Consider the following 19622-nt stretch of genomic DNA (forward strand, 5'->3'; position numbering starts at 1 on the left):
CCGTGATCGATATAGCGATCATGGCGGTATCGAAGAACGGCCGATATGACGCTCTTTTGCCGAGCGATTGGCTCGATTTGGGGGCTGCGAATTTCTCCTGTAAAGCGGGGGTGTCCGGCCCTTCTGTTGACAGGAGGGGCCCTGCATGTTTGCTTCTCAATCATAGACGAGAAAGGAGGAAGCGCCTATTCCCGCTTGATGGGGATATGGTGCGCCCATGATGAATGTTTCCATCCCACCGATCCGCCGTGAAATGGTTGAACAAGCGCGTGCCTATATCGATCAATTGACCAAACCGCCCGGCAGCCTCGGCCGTCTTGAAGAAGTGGCGGCAACGCTTGCTGGCATGACCGGGGAGCTGCTTCCACGCGTCACTCCGCCCGGAGTGCTCGTGTTTGCGGCCGATCATGGCGTCACGGAAGAAGGGGTGTCTGCCTATCCGGCCGAAGTGACGGCGCAAATGGTGTACAACTTTGCCAACGGCGGAGCGGCGATCAACGCCTTCAGCCGGCAAATCGGCGCGTTGCTTCAGGTGATTGATGTCGGTGTCGCCGTGCCAATTGCTGATGAGCGCGTCATTCAGAAAAAGGTTCGCCCGGGAACGAACAATTTCGCCAAAACGGAAGCGATGACGCCGTCCGAGGCCGAACAGGCGCTTCATGTCGGTTACGAACAGGCGGCGTTCATCATTGAACAAGGCGTCCGCACGCTCATTGTCGGTGAAATGGGCATCGGCAATACGACCGCCGCGAGCGCCTTATTGGCCACGCTCGCCAATGAGCCGCTTGAGCGCATCGTTGGCAAAGGAAGCGGCATTAAGGAGGAAATGCTTGCCCATAAACAGGACGTGATCCGACGGGCGCTCTTGCTTCATCGGCCGGATCCGGCGAAGCCGCTTGAATGGCTTTCGAAAATCGGCGGGTTGGAGATCGCTGCTATGGCCGGGGCGATGCTGGCAGCCGCCGAGCGGCGCATCCCGATTTTGCTTGACGGCTTTATTTGCACGGTGGCTGCCCTTGTGGCCCGCCAGTTTGCCGGGAACGTCACAGACTATATGATTGCCGGCCATCGTTCCGAAGAGCCGGGGCACAGCATAGCCCTTCGCTTGCTTGGGAAAGAGCCGCTTTTGGATCTTGGCATGCGCCTTGGCGAAGGAAGCGGCGCGGCGGTAGCGTTTCCGCTCTTGATTTCAGCAATGGCGATGGTGAACGAAATGGCGACATTCGCTTCGGCGGGCGTTTCCACGGCCAATGCGAAAGGGGAGAAGGGGCGATGACCGTCGGCAAAGTGTATTTAGTCGGCGCCGGGCCGGGTGATGAAAAGCTCATCACGGTTTACGGCCGCGAATGCCTAGAGCGGGCGGATGTCATTATTTACGACCGGCTCATCAACCGGAAGCTGCTGCGCTACGCGAAGCCGGACGCTGAGCTTCTTTACTGCGGCAAAGAGCCGGGAAAACATGACACCGTTCAAGAACAAATTCACGAGCTGCTCGTTTGTCATGCGCAACAAGGCAAAACGGTCGTCCGCTTAAAAGGCGGCGATCCGTGTGTGTTTGGCCGCGTTGGCGAAGAAGCGGAAGTGTTGGCGAAAGCCGGCATTCCGTTTGAAATTGTTCCTGGGGTGACATCCGGCATCGCTGCGCCCGCGTACGCCGGCATTCCGGTCACCCACCGTGATTACGCCGCCTCGGTGGCGATGGTCAGCGGGCATCGGAGTGAGCGGATCGATTGGGAGGCGCTGACTCGAGGATGCGATACGATCCTTGTCTACATGGGAGCGGCCAATTTGCCGGATATTTGCGGCCGGTTGATGGCGGCCGGAAAGCCGTCGGATACGCCAGCGGCCATCATTGAATGGGGGACGACTGAGCGGCAGCGCACGGTGGCGGCGACGCTTTCGACGCTGTCAGACGAGGCGGAACAGGCGGGCATTTCCCATCCGGCCATCATCATCATCGGCGATGTCGTTCGTCTGCGTGAGACGCTCCAATGGTTTCCGGAGCGGCAAGGGGGCGTGGTCGATGCCGACGCCTCGTCGTAGCGGGCGTGTCATCGTGTATACGGGCGACGGAAAAGGAAAAACGACGGCCGCATTGGGGCTTGCCCTGCGTGCCGTCGGCCGGGGAATGAACGTCGCGGTTTTGCAGTTTGTGAAATCGCCGGAACGGACATACGGCGAGCAGTTGGTCCTAGAGCGTCTTGGCGTCGACGTCCGTCAGCTCGGCGCCGGCTTCACTTGGACAAAAACGCCGGACATCCACCGCGAAGCGTTGAAGCGTGCCTGGGCGGTGGCCAAAGAATATGTGTATTCCGGACGGTATGATATGATTGTGCTCGATGAACTGAACAATGTGTTGGCCATTGACCGCTTTCCCGTTGAAGATATCGTATCAGTCAGCGAGGTGCTCGAGCTGATCCGCACGCGCCCGCCGTCGCTTCATCTTGTCATCACCGGGAGATCCGCGCGCCCAGAGCTGATGGCGGCTGCCGATATTGTGACGGAAATGAAGCTCATCAAGCATGACTATGAACAAGGAAGAACCGCGATGAAAGGGATTGAATTTTAGAAGCAAACACGCGGCCGTGTCTTGGCCGCGTGTTTGCGAGTCAGGCGTGTTCATCGGTTTTGTCGTTTTGCATTTTGTTTGGCCGCCGTCCTTTGCTGTTATCGCCGGAAACCGGACCGCGGAGCAAGGTCATCGGATCTTGCGTTGGCGCGTTTTGATTGCGGCTGCCGTTGTTTGGGCGTTTCGTCATGAGCTCCACCTCCTTTGGCTGCCGTTGTCATACGTTTAGCATGGACGATGCCTTCATTCCTATGCATGGTTGTCTACAGCCCAGCATAAAAAAGCGGGAAGCGTTCGTGTTCCCGCTTTCCCGCTGCACGCCGGCCGGATGCTGGCAAACACGGCGGCCGGAGAAAGGGATTACGGTTTAGTAAACGTAGCCGCCGAACGCAGCCCCGACAATAATGAGCAAAATAAACAAGACAACGATCAGCGCAAAGCCATTGCCATGCCAAGCGCCCATCCCGTTCACCTCCCTGCAAAATCTACTATATGGTATGCCATTCATTGCACGAAGGAACGGGGCAATTGTCGGAAAATGACAAAATAAGAAAAACGCCTTGCTAGGAAAAGCAAAGGCGTTATTGTCGAATGATATTTTCCTTTCATTCCCAAACGTAGGGCGTTTCCTGATACACGTAATAGTTCAGCCAGTTGACAAACAACAAATTCGCATGCGAGCGCCATGTGTTCAGCGGCGGCTGGCTTGGATCATCATTAGGGAAGTATGATTCCGGGATGTGAATCGACAACCCTTTCGCCAAGTCGCGTTCATATTCTTCTTTGAGCGTTGTCGCATCATATTCTGGATGGCCCGTTAAGAAAATGCGGCGCCCGTCGTTCGATGCGACGAGGCAAACGCCGGCTTTGTCAGACATGGACAAAATGGTGAGATCTGGCACTTTTTCGATGTCTTCGCGTTTGACGTCTGTATGGCGGGAGTGCGGCATGCGGAACACATCGTCAAAACCGCGCAATAGTTTTACGTTTTTCACTTCCACCGTATGGTTGAACACACCGAAGCATTTTTCCGGCAATGGGTATTTCGGAATGCCGTAGTGATAGTATAAGCCAGCTTGTGCCCCCCAACAAATGTGCAGCGTTGACGTGACGTTCGTTTTCGTCCATTCCATTATTTCCGTCAACTCTCCCCAATAGTTGACTTCTTCAAACGGCATTTGCTCGACCGGCGCCCCGGTGATGATCATCCCGTCGAACTTGCGATGGCGGATATGCGGGAAAATGGTGTAAAATTGTTCTAAATGATGTTTGCTTGTCGTTTTCGGCTCATGGGTCGCCGGGCGCAAAAAGGTGACGTTCACTTGCAGCGGCGAGTTGCCGAGCAACCGCAATAGCTGTGTCTCTGCTTTTTCTTTTTCGGGCATCAAGTTTAAGATGACGATGTTGAGTGGACGGATGTCTTGGGAGTAAGCCCGTTCTTCGTCCATCACGAAAATGTTTTCTTGTTCGAGTATTTCTTTCGCCGGCAAGTCTTTTGGAATGTTGATTGGCAATGGTGTCCCCTCCGTTTCTGTCTCGTTACTAAATACCTTAATTATAAAAACTTTGTCAACATTCTTCAATTGATTTTTTGACCTTAAAACAGCTGGTGAACAAAAAGGGGGAATCCCGATTGGATCCGACCGCCTTTGACAATTTAAAAACGGTGTTGGAAGGAGCGATATATGACGCGGACTTGCAAGGGCGCATTGCCGTGGTCGATCGCCGCGATCTTGCCGATTTGGCTCGCCTGTCACGCGAGTACGTCATTTCCTTTCAACAAGCGGGGGCGCCTGAGCCGCCAGTCGTCTGCACGGTGCGGCTTGCGATCGATTTTGCTGAATTGGTGAATGAACGTCTCCAGCACGGCCGGGCTGGCTGCCGGCTCTCTCTTCTGTTTACCCTTCCGGTTCGCCGTTTGTCCGTTTGTGAGCTCATTGAAGGAACACTGCGGACGATTTGGGGCAAGGAGCGAATCATCCGGCAAACGCTCCGCTTTCCGTTTCCGCATGAAAACGGCCCGTATGAAAATGAAGCCGCGGTCGAATTCGCCCGCCTCATTTACGAGGAGAACGCCGTCGATTTGCCGGAAATGGTGCCGTATATCATTTCCTCGCTCGAACAGCTGCAGCCATTTGTTGGCGAATAACGAAGCAAAAAGTGGAAACAAACGGAGAAATCCGTTATGATGAGGATGAGGTGAGAACGTGATGAGTGTATATGAATTCAGCGCCAAAACGATTCGTGGCGAGGAGCAACCGTTGTCCGCCTACAAAGGGAACGTGCTGTTGATTGTCAACACGGCGAGCCGATGCGGATTTACCCCGCAGTATAAAGAATTGCAAGAGCTGTATGACGAATACCGCGAGCGCGGGTTTGTGGTGCTCGGTTTTCCGTGCAACCAGTTCGGCGGCCAAGAGCCGGGGACGGAAGAGGAAATTGAGCAATTTTGCCAGTTGAATTACGGTGTGACGTTCCCGCTGTTTGCGAAAGTGGATGTGAATGGCGATAACGCCCATCCACTGTTTCAATATTTGAAAGAAGAGGCGCCGGGGGCATTGGGAACAAAGGCGATCAAATGGAATTTCACGAAGTTTTTGGTCGACCGCAGCGGCAAGGTTGTCGCTCGTTTCGCACCGCAAACAAAGCCAAGCGAGCTGAGAAAGGAAATTGAAAAGCTGCTGTAAGGCAAGGAGGGGTAACGCTTGCGCATTCAAGCGATTGAGCCGACGCCAAGCCCGAACACGATGAAAATATTGCTTGATGAAGAATTGCCTTTCGGCGCACGCTATAACTATAAACCGGACAACATGAGCGAAGCGCCGCCGCTTATTCAAGCATTGATGCGCATTGACGGAGTGAAAGGCATTTACCATGTCGCTGATTTTTTGGCGATTGAACGCCATCCGAAATACGACTGGCGCGACATTTTGGCGAAAGTGCGCGAAGTGTTCGGCGAGAAAGCGGATGACGGCGCCGAGGCAAAGCCGAAAGGAAACGAACATTTCGGCGAAGTGAAAGTGTTCGTGCAAATGCTGTACGGTCTGCCGATGCAAGTGAAGCTTGTCGATGGGGAGCGCGAACACCGCGTCGGGCTGCCGAAACCGTTTATGGACGCGGTCATTGAGGCGCAAAAATACGCAGGAAATGTTGTGCTTGAGCGCAAATGGGTCGAAAAAGGAGTGCGCTACGGCACGTTTGAGGAAATCGGCCGCGAAATGGTCGAGGAATTGTCGGCCGCCTATCCGCTCGAGCGGCTGGAGCGGATCGTCAACATGTTCCGCCGCGGTGAGCAGGAAAAAACGGTGCAAAAGCGTCCAAGCCTCAAAGTGACGAGCGAGATGCTCGATGACCCGGATTGGCGCAAACGGTATGCCGCGCTCGAACAGATGGCCGAGCCGACCGAGGACGATATCCCAGTGTTGGCCAAGGCGCTCAAGGATGAAAAAATGGCCATCCGCCGCCTGGCAACAGCGTATCTCGGCATGATCGGCGGCAAAAAGGTGCTTCCGTATTTGTATGAAGCGTTAAAAGATCCTGCTGTCGCTGTCCGCCGCACCGCCGGCGACTGTTTGTCCGACATCGGCGATCCGGAGGCCATTCCGGCCATGATCGAAGCGCTAAAGGACGAAAGCAAGCTCGTTCGTTGGCGCGCGGCTATGTTTTTGTACGAAGTCGGCGATGAATCGGCCTTGCCGGCGTTAAAAGCGGCGGAAAACGATCCGGAATTTGAGGTCAGCTTGCAAGTGAAAATGGCGATCGAACGGATTGAGGGCGGCGAAGAAGCGAAAGGATCCGTCTGGAAGCAAATGACGGAAAGCCGAAAAAAAGAGAACAAGCCGGAGAAATAAAAAAATCGCTTCTTGGTAAGTCGACGCGGTTGCGCTCGAGGTCGGAGCGAGGCTGTACGAGGTGGAAAAGGGGAAGCTGACATGGAAAACAGCCGAACCGCCGCCGAAAGGGGCGCCGATTATTCTCCCATTTATTACAATCAAAAACGACTTCGAAATGTTCTGCGCAGCAGTCACTGACCGCAACAAAGCCTTGGGGTTGATTCTCCAAGGCTTTGTCCGTCAGCTGCCAAAATAATGCTCAACAAGATCTTGAAAGAGTGGAGAAAGCTCGTTTGGCCATTCATGAAGAAAGAAAAATTTTACCTCGAGCGATTCTTTCCCGTCCTCTCCCAGTTTCCCGCCGCGAATATCGCGGGTGCGGTAGACGATCGTGACCGGGTAGTATTGGTCGCCGTTTGGCAGCCGAACAAAGTATTTTTGGCCGGAAAACACATCGATGAGTTCAAGTTCACCGATCTCCAGCCCCGTTTCTTCCAACACTTCCCGCCGCGCCGCTTCTTCGGTTGACTCGCCGAGCTCCAGCAAGCCGCCGGGGACTCCCCACAGCCCGTCTCGACGCTTTTGCAGCAAAATCCGCCCATAGTCATCGATGACGGCGACGCCGACACCGGCTAAAATGAGCGGCCGGGTTCCGACGATTTTACGCAACTCTTCAATGTACCCCATCGACTGCGCTCCTTTCGCTTCCTCGTGCCATTCACGATTCAGTATATGTCGAATGGCAGCCGATGGTCGCGGCAGTTGCTAGAAACGGAAAAGAAAAGGGCGACGTTGGCAAGGAATTTCGTGGTTTGCGGCTGTTTCCCAGCCGATGCTGCTTTGGAGGGGCGTCTTCCCCCATCCATCGCTCTTCACTTGCCGCCGGCAGCGTCTTCGTTGATTTTTTTGTTCGAAGTATAGTATGCTGATAGCACAACGATGATAGGGTGGAGGGATGATGGTTATGTCAATGGCTTACGAAGACTATATGCGCCAGCTCGTGCAGCCGATGCGGGATGAGCTCGTCCGCGCCGGTTTCCGCGAATTGCGCACGAGCGAGGAAGTCGAGCAGTTTATGGAACAAGTGGAAGGAACGACGTTTGTCTTTATCAACTCAGTGTGCGGCTGCGCCGCTGGATTGGCGCGCCCGGCCGCGACGCAGGCGGTGCTTAGGAGCGAGAAAAAGCCGGACCATTTGGTGACGGTGTTCGCTGGCCAGGATAAGGAAGCGACAGCGAAAATGCGCGAGTACTTTGTCGGTTATCCGCCGTCTTCGCCATCGATGGCGCTTTTAAAGGGGAAAGAAATCGTTCACTTCATTCCGCGCGAAGACATCGAGTTTCACTCGATGGAGGACGTGATGGAAAATATTTTGGCTGCGTTTGACCAATATTGCGGCTGATGCGGTGCGAGCGAGGAGCGAACCGCTTGCGTTGATTCGCTTTCGTTCCGCATACAACGGCGCGTTGGCGGGAACGATAAGGTCGGAGGTGATCGGGCGTGCCGAAGCGGAAAAAAGATCGTTCGAAAACGGGCGTCAGCGCTCCAGATGTCAGAGGGCAAGGCACGACGGAGACGGAGACAGGCGCCTTCGAGCTTGACTCTGCCCGCAAAAAAACAAAAATCGATTAAAAAGGAGCTCCCGATGCGGGGCTCCTTTTGTCGTTTTCACGCGTAAACTCCCTTCGCATCCAACAGAATGCCAAGGGAGCTGGATGGATCGCCAAGAGCGTTTAGGCGTTGGCGATACAACTATAAATAAAGTAAAGCAATGTAATGAGGCTGGCTGCAAAAAAGACTGTGTTCACGTTCCGTTTTCCCGCCTTTCTGTCTATATTTTCCCCGAGAACATATGATACACTATTCATATAACCATAGTATATATCAACAAAAGCAAAAAGAAAATGCCGTTTTGGTCTTGTCAAGGGAGAGGAAGACGAAATGAAAAAAGCGAAACGAATGAACGCGTTTTCGGCATCGATTTTCGCCGAGTTGACGGCGTATCGTCAAAAGCAGCGCCACCTTCATGATGAGTGGATCGACTTGAGCGTTGGCAGCCCGGATTTGCCCCCGGCGCCGTTTGTGCGTGAGGCGATCGCCCGCTACGCCAGCGAGCCGAATGCGTACGGCTACACATTAAGGGGCATTCGCGAGTTTCATGAAGCGGTCGCCGATTATTATCGCACGGCGCATGGCGTCGTGCTCGATCCGGAGACGGAAGTAACGTACGTCATCGGATCACAGGACGGGCTCGTGCATTTGCCGATGGTGTTCGCCGACCCGGGGGATGTCATTTTATTGCCGGATCCCGGGTATCCGGCGTATGCGGCGGGGGTGGCGATGGCGGAAGCGGTGCCGTATTTTCTGCCGCTGAGGGAGGAAAACAGCTTTTTGCCGGATTTGCGTGCGATCCCGGAGGACATCGCCAAACGGACGACGATCATGTTTATCAACTTCCCTGGAAATCCGGTTCCAGCTGTAGCGACAGAATCATTTTATCGCGAAGTGGTCGAGTTTGCGAAGCGGTACGATATCCTCGTTGTTTCCGATTTTGCTTACGGCGAGCTGTATTATGATGGAAACAAACCGGTGAGTTTCTTGTCCGTCCCGGGGGCGAAAGATGTCGGGGTTGAGATCAATTCGTTGTCGAAAAGCTACAACATGGCCGGCTGCCGGGTCGGCTACTTGTGCGGAAATGCCGAGGTGATTCGTGCGTTTGCCGAGTTCAAGTCCAATTTGGATTACGGCATTTTTTGGCCGATTCAAAAAGCGGCCGCGGAAGTGCTCCGCCATGGCGCCGGCTTTTGCGCCCAGAGCCGCATGATGTATCAAGCGCGCCGTGATGTGCTCGTGGATGGACTCGCTGACATCGGTTGGACGGTTGACCGTCCGCAAGCCGGCATGTTCGTGTGGGCGAAAATTCCGGACGGCTTTACATCGCTTTCGTTTGCGAAGGCGCTCATCGACCAAGCCGGCGTCGTTGTGACGCCTGGGCACGCGTTTGGGCCGAGCGGCGAAGGGTATGTGCGCATCGCCCTTGTCCAGCCGGAAGAAGTGTTGCGCCGAGCGGTCGCCAAATTAAAAGCGACCGGCTTGTTCGCGTCTTTGGCCGCTGATCGGCGGTAGCGGGAGGTGAAGGCGATGAAGCTGCCGTCTTGGCTTCGAAAAACGCTTGTTGCCGCCATTACCGTCTGCACGTTTGGACTCGTCACACCGCCCGCTTCGTTGCTCGCGGCCAAAGAGCCGCCGTCAGATGATGCATCGTCTTCCGACTGGCAGCACAGTCCAACAAGTCGTGCCGAGGAAGCGGTTTCGTTGACGCGAGCTCAATTCATTGAGCGGACGATGGAAAAGGCCGTTGCCCAGTCCCATGAAAAATTTGGCCGCAAAATCGCTCCGGTCATTGAAGATGAGTTTCGCGCCGTCATTTTGCCGCGCATGGAAGAAGTGATCGCTGAGCTTGCCGATCGTTATCCGGAAGAGGAGCTCCGCTATTTGGCTGTTTCGGAAAATCCGTCCGGCGGGCAAGGGGAACGCATTTTTCATTTGTATCGCATGGACACAGGGGAAGATCTCGTCCGCTTTCACGTCCGCCGCGAGCATCCGCCGCAAGACGGATATTGGTTTCAGTTTCACTATCATACATGCGATGATGGGTTTCAAGCCCATCATGAACTCGGGAAAATCTACTGGTCTAAAAATACGCCGCCGAATTGGCGTACATAATCGCCTACGGTTCTTTCCTGATTTTGCGCGTTTTTCCCCGCTTCGTTCTATGATATGATTTTCATAGATTGAAAGAAGTGGGGGAACCACGATGAAACGGCTGTTCACTAGTTTGCTGGCGGCGCTGTTCGCCATTCCGCTTCTGTCGTTCTCGCCGTATCCGGCTGCCCATGGCGTGCTGCTTGAAGAAAGCAGCCTTGGCCTTAGGGGTGTTCCGTCTCATGATGTGCTTGGCCGCATCATCATCGTGCCGGAGACGGAGTTTTCCGCCTCTGAAGCGAATGAAATGATCCGGACGCTCGCCCGCATTGATCGCACGATTTTAGAGCAGGCGGCGGACCACCATATTTACATTCAACTGTTGACCGGCCCGATCACCGATGAGCCGACGGCCCGCCATTTGCGCGGAAAAACGCCGCGCGGCTACATGCCGGGTTCAAAGACGTGGGACGAGGTGCCGGGCATCGGTGGGTCGCATTTAGTGCTTGTCCGCCTCGGCCATAGCGAAAAAGGAAAAGGGCATGGCTCGGTCAATTTGGAGCTGCATGAGTTTGCTCATTCGCTCGATTACATCGTATTTGACCGCATTCATGAAACGCACGAATTTCAAGCGATTTGGCGGGAGGAGGCGCCGCGGCTCTTTCCTGGCGAATCTTATTTTTTGACCTATCCGGAAGAGTATTTTGCCGAGTCGTTTGCCTATTATTATGCAAGCGGCAAGACGCGGCAAACGTTGCGGGCGGCAGCGCCGAGAACATATGCGTTGATCCGCGGATTGGCGGAACGGGCCTCGTAAAAGGCTCGTTTTTTTATGGACAAGTGGTTCACCATGCGTTGCTTTATGGTATGATAGAGCGTGAGGTGAGAACATTGCGGCAATATTTGCAGCTTTTGGAGGATATTTTGGAAAACGGCGTCGAAAAAGAAGACCGCACGGGCGTCGGCACGCTGTCGGTGTTCGGCCGCCAGCTCCGCTTCAACTTGCAAGATGGATTTCCGCTCGTGACAACGAAAAAATTGCATACCCGCTCCATCATTTATGAACTGCTTTGGTTTTTAAAAGGCGATACGAACGTCCGCTATTTGCAGGAGAATGGCGTGACGATTTGGGACGAATGGGCGGATGAAAACGGCGACCTCGGCCCGATTTACGGCGCGCAATGGCGCTCATGGAAAGGGGCGGACGGGAAAACAATCGACCAGATCGCGTGGGTCGTCGAAGAGATCAAACGAAATCCGAATTCACGCCGGCTGCTTGTGAGCGCTTGGAACGTAGCGGAATTGGACGAGATGAAGCTGCCGCCGTGCCATTATGCGTTTCAATTTTATGTGGCGGACGGTCGCCTGTCGTGCATGTGGCAACAGCGCTCCGTTGATACGTTTTTAGGGTTGCCGTTTAACATTGCCAGCTACGCGCTGTTGACGCATATGATCGCCCAGCAATGCGACCTCGATGTCGGCGAACTCATTTTCACCGGCGGTGATGTCCATTTGTACAAAAACCATCTCGAACAGGCGAAACTGCAGCTGACGCGCGAGCCGCGCCCGCTGCCGAAGCTCGTGATCAAACGGAAGCCGCCGTCCATTTTCGATTACGAATACGACGATTTTGAAATTGTCGGCTACAACCCGCATCCGACGATTAAAGCACCGGTGGCGGTGTAAAGGAGAGGACGCGATGATTTCGCACATTGTGGCAATGGATGAAAACCGGGTGATCGGCAAAGACAACCGCTTGCCTTGGCATTTGCCGGCCGATTTGGCGTATTTTAAACGGGTGACAATGGGCCATGCCATCGTGATGGGGCGCAAAACGTTTGAAGCGATCGGCCGGCCGCTTCCCGGCCGGGAAAACATCGTCGTCACGCGCAACCGCTCGTTTCGCCCGGAAGGCTGCCTTGTGCTTCATTCTCTCGAAGAAGTCAAGCAATGGATCGCATCGCGCGCTGATGAAGTGTTTATCATCGGCGGGGCCGAACTGTTTCGGGCGACGATGCCGATGGTCGACCGGCTGTATGTGACAAACATTTTTGCTTCCTTTCCTGGCGATACGTTTTATCCGCCCATTTCTGACGATGAATGGGAAATCGTTTCCTATACGCCAGGAGGGAAAGATGAAAAGAATCCGTATGAATACGCCTTTGTCATTTATGAGCGGAAAAAGGCGAAATAGACGGCACACGGGCATGGACATGCGTTTGTCGTCGGCGTACGAAACATTTGTCAAGACGCCCCCAAAAACGGGGCGTCTTTTTGTTTGAGATCCGAACGTGTTTCTGCATAGAAGCGGGGCGAAAATGGAACGATAATCAATAGAACCACAATGGAAATGGAGGAAGACGATGAAACATATCGTTCCGTTTGCCGTCAAGCTCGCTGCTTGGAGCGTCGTCTTGTTTTCAATCTTTACGATCTTTGATGCCCCGCTTGCCTTGATTTCGCTCATGACGATCGTGACGGCGCTTGTTTCTTATATCATCGGCGATCTGTTCGTGTTGCCGCGCGTCGGCCATTTTGTCGCTGCCGCTCTTGACGTGCCGCTTTCTTTCTTGCTGATTTGGCCAGTCAGCTTTGCCCTCATTGCCCCGTCCGTCAACATGGCATACGGCGCGTTTTTCAGCGCCTTGGCGATCGGGGCGGTTGAAGCGTTTTTCCACTTGTATATGGAAAACCATGTTCTCGAAGAGGCAAGGAGGGAAGAAGCGCACCGCTGGTATGATGAAGGAAGATGGGCGACGGAATTTGCCGAGGAAGAAGAGTTCAAAAAAGAGGACGACCGGTCATAGCACCGGTCGTTTTTTCTGTCTGCTTGTGGATTATGCTGCCCAAGTTGCGGCATTGCCGTCTGGCAAGACAGCTGGGAAGAGGTTTCAAGCGGGAAGGACGGCGCTCATCGGATGGCGTCAGGCCAAAAGCGCGAATCTGGCCGGCGGAAGCGTCCAGTATCTGGTAAATTGGGGCCATCGCGATGTTCACGAGCCCGCTTCCCTTCATCTTCATAAAACTTTTCGAAAATTCCCTTTTCTTTTTGCGAATTTGTGATATAATCTACAAATCAAAGACAACTTAGAAAAGAAAGGGAACGAGAACATGGAACAACAGTTGAAACGGAAGCAAGGGGCAGTATACGTCGAGGACATTTTGATCGCGTATCATACACTGAAGGATGTTGTTTTCCATACGCCGCTGCAAAAAAATCCGCTCTTGTCCGAACGGTACGAATGCAACGTCTATTTGAAGCGCGAAGATTTGCAAGTCGTGCGTTCGTTTAAGCTGCGCGGGGCGTACAACCGGATGAAGCATTTAACCGATGAGGAGCGGAAAAACGGGGTGGTATGCGCCAGCGCCGGCAACCATGCCCAAGGGGTGGCCTATTCATGCCGGGCGCTTGGGGTGCACGGAAAAATTTACATGCCGGCGACGACGCCGCGGCAAAAAGTGTCGCAAGTGCAGCTGTTTGGCAAAGACATGGTCGAGATCGTTCTTGTCGGCGACACGTTTGACGATTCCTACAACGAAGCGGTGAAGGGCGCCGAGGCGGAAGGGCGGACGTTCATCCATCCGTTTGATGATGAATACGTCATCGCCGGACAGGGGACGATTGGCGTCGAGGTGCTCAACGACTGCGATGAACCAATCGACTTTTTGTTCGCCAGCATCGGCGGCGGAGGATTGATGGCGGGACTTGGGACGTATGTGAAAAGCATTTCTCCGTCCACCAAAGTCATCGGGGTCGAGCCGGCTGGCGCCCCATCGATGAAAGCGGCGCTCGAGCACGGACATGTGATGACACTCGATGAAATCGACAAGTTCGTTGACGGCGCTGCCGTCAAGACGGTCGGGGAAAAGACATTCGCCTTATGCCGTGGGGTGCTTGATGACATCGTCGTCGTTCCGGAAGGAAAAGTATGCACGACGATTTTGGAGCTGTACAACGAAAACGCCATTGTCGCTGAACCGGCAGGGGCGCTGCCGATCGCCGCACTCGATTTTTACAAGGAACAAATCCGCGGCAAGACGGTCGTCTGCGTCATAAGCGGCGGCAACAACGACATCGACCGGATGCAGGAAATCAAAGAGCGCTCGATGATTTACGAAGGACTGCAGCACTATTTCATCGTCAACTTCCCGCAGCGGGCTGGGGCGTTGCGTGAGTTTTTGGATGAAGTGCTTGGGCCGACCGATGACATCACCCGGTTTGAATACACGAAGAAAAACAACAAAGAAAGCGGACCGGCGCTTGTGGGCATCGAGCTGAAACGGCGCGAAGACTACGCGCCGCTCATCGAGCGGATGAAGAAAAAAGGCTTCCCGTTCCAAGAGGTCAACAAAGACCCGAACTTGTTCCATCTATTGATTTGACGAAAAAAGTTGGAACAAATTCGCCGCATTCCGACATACTTTTTCACCGGATTGGTGTATAATAAAAGTAAATCGGTGAAAAAGAGGATTGATATTTTGCTATTCAAAAGCCTCGAGTTCAAAAACGCATATGGACAGAAGGTCAAGATTATCGAAATTCCTGTATTGGAGGAAGAGAACACATACCGATTCATGATCCAACTGCGCTTGGAGGCGTTTATTGCAAAAGTGTATCGGTCGAGAACAAACCGTTCCGTTTACTCGTTCCGCGAACATTTGAAGAAAGTGCTGAAATGGCCGGTATATGAGCAGATCTTTCAAGAAACGGCGTTAAAACATAATGCATGATTGCTGTTGTTTTGTCCTTGGCGGCAAAACAACTTTTTTTTGGTGGGATTTTCGCCGGCTTCATTATATAATGGAAACGAGATCATCAGTATTAGGAGTGAACGAATGAAATCAATCAAAATTGTAACCGACTCAACGGTCGATGTGCCGTTTTCTGTACTTGCGGAGCACGGCGTTGAAGTCGTTCCGCTTCATTTGACAGTGGATGGGGAGGCGTTGATCGACCGTGTGACGATCACCCCGGAACAATTTATGGCGAAAATGAAAGCGGTGCTTGATGAATAAACGACGTTGTTGACGGCATCAACATATTTTGGTCGAAAAGGAGCATTCCCGTTAGGAGCTTTTCCGGGGACTTGATCAAAAAAAGCCCTCTTGGTATGATGCAGGGGTGTCAAACAACACCTACCATCATGCCAAGGAGGACTTCAGATGAATTGTACACAAAACGCGCACCCTAGGTCTGTAAGATATCCACAAAACTGAAAAAGGATGTAAGGGATTTTGTCGAAAAATATTTTTTGGACACCCCTGAGAGGCCGAAAAGCCTTGATAGATCAACATTTCTAGAGGGAGGACCTATCGATGATGTGGAAACGAATCGCGCTTTTTCTCGTTGTTCTGTTGCTCGCTGCGTGCGGAAAAACGATTCCGGATGCCAAAAATTGGCCGGTGGAGGACTTTACGTTTGTCGATCAGACCGGCAAGCCGTTTGGACTTCGCGACTTGAAAGGAAAAGTGTGGGTCGCCGATTTTATTTTTACGAATTGCGAAACGGTGTGCCCGCCGATGACCGCCCATATGGCCAAACTAAAGGAAATGGCAAAGAAAGAAGGACTGGATGTCGAGTTTGTTTCCTTCAGCGTCGACCCGGAAGTCGACACGCCGGAAAAACTGGCGGCGTATGCGAAACAATTTACAGATGATCTAGCAAACTGGCATTTGCTGACCGGATACAGCCCGGCCGAGATCAGCGAGCTGGCGCAAAAAAGCTTTAAAACGATCGTGCAAAAGCCGGCCAATGATGATCAAGTCATTCATGGCACAAGCTTTTATCTTGTGGGTCCAGACGGCAAGGTGGTCCAAACGTACAGCGGCGTGCAAGATGTGCCGTACGATACAATTTTAGAGCATATCAAAATCGTGCAGTCGTCTCAATGAGGCAAAAACGGCTACCGCCTTTTTTGCCTTCTTTTCGTCTTTCCTCTTGTTGCGGCAAAAGGCAGGTGTCAAACGATGAAACGATGGGGATGGTTGTTGTGCTGCTGGCTGCTCGCCGGATGCATGTCGCTTGCGGCGGACGGAAAGCCGGAGCGCCTGCCTGAAGCGGCTGTCAAGCAAACGGAAGCAAAGCCGCTTCCGAAAGATATTCATTTGGTCGCTTTGGGCGATTCATTGACGGAAGGAGTGGGGGACGGCGAAGGGAAAGGCGGATATGTCGGCCGCCTTGTCCCGCTCCTTTCGGCAGAAGAGGGGGTGCGGACCGTCACCGTAGCGAATTTCGGGAAGCGCGGCCGGCGCATCGCGGAGCTGGAGCCGGTGATCAACGCTCATCAAGACGAGCTCCAACGAGCGGATTTGATTTTGCTGACGATTGGCGGCAACGATGTGATGAACGTCGTACGCTCACATTTTTTCGACTTGTCGCGCCAGCGGTTTCAGCAAGCCGCGGAGCGATTCGCTGGCCGATTGGACCATCTACTCATCGCGCTTCGCACGATCAATCCCGATGCGGTCATTTTGCTTATTGGCTTATACAACCCGTTTTCCACGACGCTGCCGAACATCCCAGAAATCGATGATGTCATTGCCGAGTGGAACAAGGCAAGCCAAGCGGTGCTTTCCCGTTATGACCGGACGATGTTCGTGGATATTCAAGACATCTTTGCCGATCGTGATGATTTGCTCTACCGCGATGAATTCCATCCGAATGCTGCGGGATACGAACAGATGGCGATGCGGGTGTATGAAGCGCTAAAAGAACGAAAAGAATGGTGGATAGGGAGTTTGCTGCAATGAATTGGAAACGAGCGTTTTGGATGTTGGCGGCTGTCAACGCCGCGGTTCTCGTTTGGGCTGTCGCTTGGCTGTTCGAACCCGCTTCACCGGTGAAGCGGCCAGCGCGCCCCAATATGGAGGGAGCTTCGTTTACAGTATACTCGAAGAAGGAGCATTTGAACGCCGTCATAAACGACTATTTGACAGAAAAAACGAAAGGCCATCGGCTCCAGTACGATGTCTGGCTTGCCGACCGCGTCTATGTTTCAAGCGAAATCCCCATTTTAGGCCGTTCGGTCGAACTTGTCGTCTCGTTTGTGCCAAAAGTCGTCAAAGGGGGGAATGTCGAGCTCACCGAGCCGACGATTTCGCTTGGCGATTGGAAGCTGCCGGTGACGTCTGTGCTTCGCTACTTGCAAAAGCACGCTCCGCTGCCGGATGAAGTGGCGATTGACCCGGAGCACACCCGCGTCTACGTCGCGCTCACGGACATTCGCTTTGGCAACGGCTATCAAGTGGCGGCGAAAAAAATCGATTTGGCCGCCGATGAGATCGTGTTTACGTTAACGATTCCGACGAAGCAGCATCAGTAAAAAAGGGCTGACCTAAAACGCACCCGCGTTTTGGGTCAGCCCCTTTTTTGCGATTGGGAGCTCCTTTGCCATCTGCTTTTCCGACGTTTTAGACGAGGCGCAGCCCTTTTGGATAAAAGTTTTTCACTGTTCCTTTCACTTCTTTCCCCCAGGCGAACGGAAATCCATCCACGGCCACAAGCAGCCAACCGCGGTCGCCGCCGGTGGAAAGCGTCTCGCCGCGCCAATAGCGGACGATGTCCTCGCTTGTGCTTGCCAGATCGAGCACATGTCGTGCTTCTTCCGTCCGCAACGATAGCGCGAGGGCGTGATTCGGCTCCAACCGCTCCTTTTTTACTTCACCCAAGTGCAATCCAGCACGCATGACTTTCATGCCGGATAAATCCGGACAGCGTTCGGGCAACATAGCCAAATGGGGGCCAAATGACATGAACGTGCCGTCTCGCTCTGTCCGCAATGCCTCTTGTTCAAACTGGCGATACAGGCGGATCGCGGCTTTTGGCGCGCTCGATTTCGCCCACCGCCCCCGCCAAGGTGAGGTGGAGCGCTGCTTTTGCAGTTTGGCGACAAAATGCCCTTCCCCTTTCAGACGGTGCGGCCAAAGGCGGGCGGCGTGGACGAGATCGGATCGATTGGTTTTCGTCCATTCTGGACGCCCTGGCTCAAGCCCTCCCGCTTTGGCGATCGGCAACAGCCGCAAGTCATCGTGCGCCTCAAGCAGCCATTCAATCGTTTGCTCGTTTTCCTCCGGAGAGAACGTGCACGTGGAATAGACGAGAATGCCGCCTTCTTTCAGCATCGCATAGGCGCTTTCCAAAATGCGCCGCTGTCTGGCCGCACATTCTTCCACATAAGCCGGGCTCCAAAAGGAAACGGCGTCTTCATCCTTGCGAAACATGCCTTCGCCGGAACAGGGGGCGTCGACTAAAATTTTGTCAAAAAAGCCCGGAAACCGCTCGGCAAGCGCCTCGGGAGTTTCATTGACGACAACGGTGTTCGTCAAGCCGAACCGTTCGACGTTCTCTGCGAGCGCTTTGACCCGTTTCGGGTGGATTTCGTTGGCGACAAGCAGCCCTTTGTTTTCCATCATCGCTCCAAGCTGGGTCGTTTTTCCGCCAGGGGCGGCGCACAAGTCAAGCACTGTCTCCCCAGGGGCGGGACGCAACGTTTCGGCGACCGCCATCGCGCTCGGTTCTTGAATGTAATACAGGCCGGCCGCATGGTACGGATGCTTTCCCGGCTGTTCGTCCGGCTCATAATAAAACCCGGTCGGGCAAAACGGCACCGGGGAAAGGGAAAAGGGCGCCGTTTTTGCCCATGCGCCCGGGTCGGTTTTCAATGGATTGACGCGCAAGCCGTTGATTTTTTCGTTTTCATAAACAGCGAAAAACTCGTCTGCTTCTTCATCAAGCAGCTTCTTCATTTTCGCGACAAATGCTTCCGGCAATCTCAACGCAACAAACTCCTTTCTCCGTCCGTCGTCATGAGCGTTTGCCTGGCCATTTCACTTTTGGCTCCGTTTTGTTCAAGATGCGCTTGATGTTGGCGCGATGACGATAAAAGATAAACGAAGCCAGCAACAACACTGCCACCGTCAATGGAATGTCGTCCGTGAAAAAGACGGTGTACACGACCGCGTACAGCGCCGCGGCCATCGATGACAGCGAGACGTAGCGTGAAATGGCCAAGACGACAAGAAACACGGCGATGAGCGACAAAAAGAACAACGGCGAATAAAACAGCATCACCCCGCCCGATGTCGCCACCGCCTTGCCGCCGCGGAACTTGGCGAACACCGGATACATATGGCCGACAACTGCCACCGCCCCGGCCAAAAGCGGATGCACGGGGACGGAAAAAAGCATCGGCAAGCTCGCCGCCAGCGTCCCTTTTAGCATATCGCCGACAATGACGATCGTTCCCGCTTTCGCCCCAAGCACGCGGAACGTGTTTGTTCCCCCAAGATTGCCGCTCCCGTGTTCGCGGATGTCGATCCCGTAGCCGATTTTCCCGACAAGAAGGCCAAACGGAATCGAGCCGAGAAGATAAGCAAGAAGCAAAATGAGTGCGGTCATCGAATCAAACACCCTTTACTCAACAAGTTTGTGCATGTTTCTATTTTAACATGCACGAGCGAAAACGGTAGACAGGAATTTTGCATTTCAAGAATATAGCCGCTAAACTGAAAAGAAG

26 protein-coding genes are annotated in these 19622 nt (G+C 53.6%); 20 read left to right on the forward strand and 6 right to left on the reverse strand.

Annotated features, from left to right (window positions below):
• Nucleotides 1-217: 217 nt before the first annotated feature.
• From cobT to cobO, 3 genes are read left to right on the forward strand one after another with little or no spacing between them, the layout of a single operon-like run.
• A complete protein-coding gene (gene cobT / locus B9L19_RS09465; RefSeq protein WP_081804146.1) occupies nt 218-1276 on the forward strand; it encodes a nicotinate-nucleotide--dimethylbenzimidazole phosphoribosyltransferase in 1059 nt (352 codons plus the stop codon).
• Complete coding sequence (cobA, locus tag B9L19_RS09470) at nt 1273-2043, forward strand: uroporphyrinogen-III C-methyltransferase (RefSeq protein WP_025950679.1); 771 nt, start codon at nt 1273-1275, stop codon at nt 2041-2043. The genes cobT and cobA overlap by 4 nt, the downstream gene beginning before the upstream one ends.
• A complete protein-coding gene (gene cobO, locus B9L19_RS09475) occupies nt 2024-2569 on the forward strand; it encodes a cob(I)yrinic acid a,c-diamide adenosyltransferase (RefSeq protein ID WP_047753091.1) in 546 nt (181 codons plus the stop codon). Before cobA ends, cobO begins: the two co-directional genes overlap by 20 nt.
• Nucleotides 2570-2609: 40 nt before the next feature.
• Here cobO and B9L19_RS19030 read toward each other — a convergent pair whose 3' ends face one another.
• From B9L19_RS19030 to metA, 3 genes are all read right to left on the reverse strand, one after another.
• Nucleotides 2610-2759 carry a hypothetical protein gene (locus tag B9L19_RS19030; RefSeq protein ID WP_167372774.1) on the reverse strand — a complete coding sequence of 50 codons (150 nt, stop codon included), beginning with the start codon at nt 2757-2759 and terminating at the stop codon, nt 2610-2612.
• Nucleotides 2760-2936: 177 nt separating this feature from the next.
• On the reverse strand, nt 2937-3032 hold the full coding sequence (locus tag B9L19_RS09480) for a YjcZ family sporulation protein (protein ID WP_020959919.1): 96 nt from the start codon (nt 3030-3032) through the stop codon (nt 2937-2939).
• A 142-nt stretch (nt 3033-3174) separates the two neighbouring features.
• A complete protein-coding gene (gene metA / locus B9L19_RS09485) occupies nt 3175-4083 on the reverse strand; it encodes a homoserine O-acetyltransferase MetA (protein ID WP_025950677.1) in 909 nt (302 codons plus the stop codon).
• Between the two features lie 119 nt (nt 4084-4202).
• Between metA and B9L19_RS09490 the strand changes: the two genes are divergently transcribed.
• The 3 genes from B9L19_RS09490 (at nt 4203) to B9L19_RS09500 (ending at nt 6420) form a co-directional block, all read left to right on the forward strand.
• Nucleotides 4203-4718 carry a hypothetical protein gene (locus B9L19_RS09490; RefSeq protein WP_025950676.1) on the forward strand — a complete coding sequence of 172 codons (516 nt, stop codon included), beginning with the start codon at nt 4203-4205 and terminating at the stop codon, nt 4716-4718.
• 61 nt (nt 4719-4779) lie between these two features.
• A complete protein-coding gene (locus B9L19_RS09495) occupies nt 4780-5256 on the forward strand; it encodes a glutathione peroxidase (protein WP_025950675.1) in 477 nt (158 codons plus the stop codon).
• Between the two features lie 18 nt (nt 5257-5274).
• Nucleotides 5275-6420, forward strand: a complete 1146-nt coding sequence (locus B9L19_RS09500) for a conserved virulence factor C family protein (protein ID WP_025950674.1) — start codon at nt 5275-5277, stop codon at nt 6418-6420.
• A 222-nt stretch (nt 6421-6642) separates the two neighbouring features.
• Here B9L19_RS09500 and B9L19_RS09505 read toward each other — a convergent pair whose 3' ends face one another.
• A complete protein-coding gene (locus B9L19_RS09505) occupies nt 6643-7089 on the reverse strand; it encodes an NUDIX hydrolase (RefSeq protein ID WP_025950673.1) in 447 nt (148 codons plus the stop codon).
• 277 nt (nt 7090-7366) lie between these two features.
• Between B9L19_RS09505 and B9L19_RS09510 the strand changes: the two genes are divergently transcribed.
• From B9L19_RS09510 to B9L19_RS09575, 14 genes are all read left to right on the forward strand, one after another.
• Nucleotides 7367-7804, forward strand: a complete 438-nt coding sequence (locus B9L19_RS09510) for a BrxA/BrxB family bacilliredoxin (protein ID WP_025950672.1) — start codon at nt 7367-7369, stop codon at nt 7802-7804.
• Between the two features lie 98 nt (nt 7805-7902).
• The gene (locus tag B9L19_RS09515) at nt 7903-8034 is read left to right on the forward strand and encodes a YuzL family protein (RefSeq protein WP_011231272.1); all 132 of its coding nucleotides are present in this window, start codon (nt 7903-7905) and stop codon (nt 8032-8034) included.
• 309 nt (nt 8035-8343) lie between these two features.
• Nucleotides 8344-9528: an LL-diaminopimelate aminotransferase gene (locus B9L19_RS09520; protein WP_025950671.1), complete on the forward strand. Its 1185-nt coding sequence runs from the start codon at nt 8344-8346 to the stop codon at nt 9526-9528.
• A 21-nt stretch (nt 9529-9549) separates the two neighbouring features.
• Nucleotides 9550-10128: a YpjP family protein gene (locus B9L19_RS09525; RefSeq protein ID WP_025950670.1), complete on the forward strand. Its 579-nt coding sequence runs from the start codon at nt 9550-9552 to the stop codon at nt 10126-10128.
• Nucleotides 10129-10219: 91 nt separating this feature from the next.
• Nucleotides 10220-10924 carry an anthrax toxin lethal factor-related metalloendopeptidase gene (locus B9L19_RS09530; RefSeq protein ID WP_025950669.1) on the forward strand — a complete coding sequence of 235 codons (705 nt, stop codon included), beginning with the start codon at nt 10220-10222 and terminating at the stop codon, nt 10922-10924.
• Nucleotides 10925-10998: 74 nt separating this feature from the next.
• Entirely contained in the window at nt 10999-11793 is a 795-nt protein-coding gene (gene thyA / locus B9L19_RS09535; RefSeq protein ID WP_025950668.1) for a thymidylate synthase, read from the forward strand.
• Between the two features lie 13 nt (nt 11794-11806).
• Entirely contained in the window at nt 11807-12301 is a 495-nt protein-coding gene (locus B9L19_RS09540; protein WP_025950667.1) for a dihydrofolate reductase, read from the forward strand.
• 169 nt (nt 12302-12470) lie between these two features.
• On the forward strand, nt 12471-12914 hold the full coding sequence (locus tag B9L19_RS09545) for a YndM family protein (protein ID WP_047753093.1): 444 nt from the start codon (nt 12471-12473) through the stop codon (nt 12912-12914).
• 304 nt (nt 12915-13218) lie between these two features.
• Nucleotides 13219-14490, forward strand: coding sequence for a threonine ammonia-lyase IlvA (ilvA, locus tag B9L19_RS09550; RefSeq protein ID WP_047753094.1), 1272 nt, complete (start codon nt 13219-13221; stop codon nt 14488-14490).
• 96 nt (nt 14491-14586) lie between these two features.
• Nucleotides 14587-14838 (forward strand): YpmP family protein, encoded by a 252-nt coding sequence (locus tag B9L19_RS09555; protein WP_025950664.1) that lies wholly within the window; start codon nt 14587-14589, stop codon nt 14836-14838.
• A 105-nt stretch (nt 14839-14943) separates the two neighbouring features.
• A complete protein-coding gene (locus B9L19_RS09560; protein ID WP_025950663.1) occupies nt 14944-15123 on the forward strand; it encodes a DegV family protein in 180 nt (59 codons plus the stop codon).
• 303 nt (nt 15124-15426) lie between these two features.
• Nucleotides 15427-15999: an SCO family protein gene (locus tag B9L19_RS09565; RefSeq protein WP_025950662.1), complete on the forward strand. Its 573-nt coding sequence runs from the start codon at nt 15427-15429 to the stop codon at nt 15997-15999.
• Between the two features lie 75 nt (nt 16000-16074).
• Nucleotides 16075-16857 carry an SGNH/GDSL hydrolase family protein gene (locus B9L19_RS09570; protein ID WP_025950661.1) on the forward strand — a complete coding sequence of 261 codons (783 nt, stop codon included), beginning with the start codon at nt 16075-16077 and terminating at the stop codon, nt 16855-16857.
• A complete protein-coding gene (locus B9L19_RS09575; protein ID WP_047753103.1) occupies nt 16854-17429 on the forward strand; it encodes a YpmS family protein in 576 nt (191 codons plus the stop codon). The genes B9L19_RS09570 and B9L19_RS09575 overlap by 4 nt, the downstream gene beginning before the upstream one ends.
• Before the next feature lie 88 nt (nt 17430-17517).
• Here B9L19_RS09575 and B9L19_RS09580 read toward each other — a convergent pair whose 3' ends face one another.
• On the reverse strand, nt 17518-18882 hold the full coding sequence (locus B9L19_RS09580; protein WP_047753104.1) for an RsmF rRNA methyltransferase first C-terminal domain-containing protein: 1365 nt from the start codon (nt 18880-18882) through the stop codon (nt 17518-17520).
• Nucleotides 18883-18910: 28 nt separating this feature from the next.
• Complete coding sequence (gene plsY, locus B9L19_RS09585; RefSeq protein WP_025950658.1) at nt 18911-19504, reverse strand: glycerol-3-phosphate 1-O-acyltransferase PlsY; 594 nt, start codon at nt 19502-19504, stop codon at nt 18911-18913.
• Between the last annotated feature and the right edge of the window lie 118 nt (nt 19505-19622).

This window comes from Geobacillus thermocatenulatus, assembly GCF_002217655.1.
In the GTDB taxonomy this organism is placed as follows: Bacteria; Bacillota; Bacilli; order Bacillales; family Anoxybacillaceae; genus Geobacillus; species Geobacillus thermocatenulatus.

Coding starts and splice junctions, on each gene's coding strand:
- B9L19_RS09575 (WP_047753103.1), top strand. CDS start 16,854: ATGAATTGGAAACGAGCGTTTTGGATGTTGGCGGCTGTCAACGCCGCG.
- B9L19_RS09570 (WP_025950661.1), top strand. CDS start 16,075: ATGAAACGATGGGGATGGTTGTTGTGCTGCTGGCTGCTCGCCGGATGC.
- ilvA (WP_047753094.1), top strand. CDS start 13,219: ATGGAACAACAGTTGAAACGGAAGCAAGGGGCAGTATACGTCGAGGAC.
- B9L19_RS09540 (WP_025950667.1), top strand. CDS start 11,807: ATGATTTCGCACATTGTGGCAATGGATGAAAACCGGGTGATCGGCAAA.
- B9L19_RS09530 (WP_025950669.1), top strand. CDS start 10,220: ATGAAACGGCTGTTCACTAGTTTGCTGGCGGCGCTGTTCGCCATTCCG.
- B9L19_RS09545 (WP_047753093.1), top strand. CDS start 12,471: ATGAAACATATCGTTCCGTTTGCCGTCAAGCTCGCTGCTTGGAGCGTC.
- plsY (WP_025950658.1), bottom strand. CDS start 19,504: ATGACCGCACTCATTTTGCTTCTTGCTTATCTTCTCGGCTCGATTCCG.
- B9L19_RS09505 (WP_025950673.1), bottom strand. CDS start 7,089: ATGGGGTACATTGAAGAGTTGCGTAAAATCGTCGGAACCCGGCCGCTC.
- B9L19_RS09560 (WP_025950663.1), top strand. CDS start 14,944: ATGAAATCAATCAAAATTGTAACCGACTCAACGGTCGATGTGCCGTTT.
- cobO (WP_047753091.1), top strand. CDS start 2,024: ATGCCGACGCCTCGTCGTAGCGGGCGTGTCATCGTGTATACGGGCGAC.
- B9L19_RS09510 (WP_025950672.1), top strand. CDS start 7,367: ATGTCAATGGCTTACGAAGACTATATGCGCCAGCTCGTGCAGCCGATG.
- B9L19_RS09565 (WP_025950662.1), top strand. CDS start 15,427: ATGTGGAAACGAATCGCGCTTTTTCTCGTTGTTCTGTTGCTCGCTGCG.
- B9L19_RS19030 (WP_167372774.1), bottom strand. CDS start 2,759: ATGACGAAACGCCCAAACAACGGCAGCCGCAATCAAAACGCGCCAACG.
- B9L19_RS09520 (WP_025950671.1), top strand. CDS start 8,344: ATGAAAAAAGCGAAACGAATGAACGCGTTTTCGGCATCGATTTTCGCC.
- B9L19_RS09495 (WP_025950675.1), top strand. CDS start 4,780: ATGAGTGTATATGAATTCAGCGCCAAAACGATTCGTGGCGAGGAGCAA.
- cobA (WP_025950679.1), top strand. CDS start 1,273: ATGACCGTCGGCAAAGTGTATTTAGTCGGCGCCGGGCCGGGTGATGAA.
- B9L19_RS09480 (WP_020959919.1), bottom strand. CDS start 3,032: ATGGGCGCTTGGCATGGCAATGGCTTTGCGCTGATCGTTGTCTTGTTT.
- cobT (WP_081804146.1), top strand. CDS start 218: ATGATGAATGTTTCCATCCCACCGATCCGCCGTGAAATGGTTGAACAA.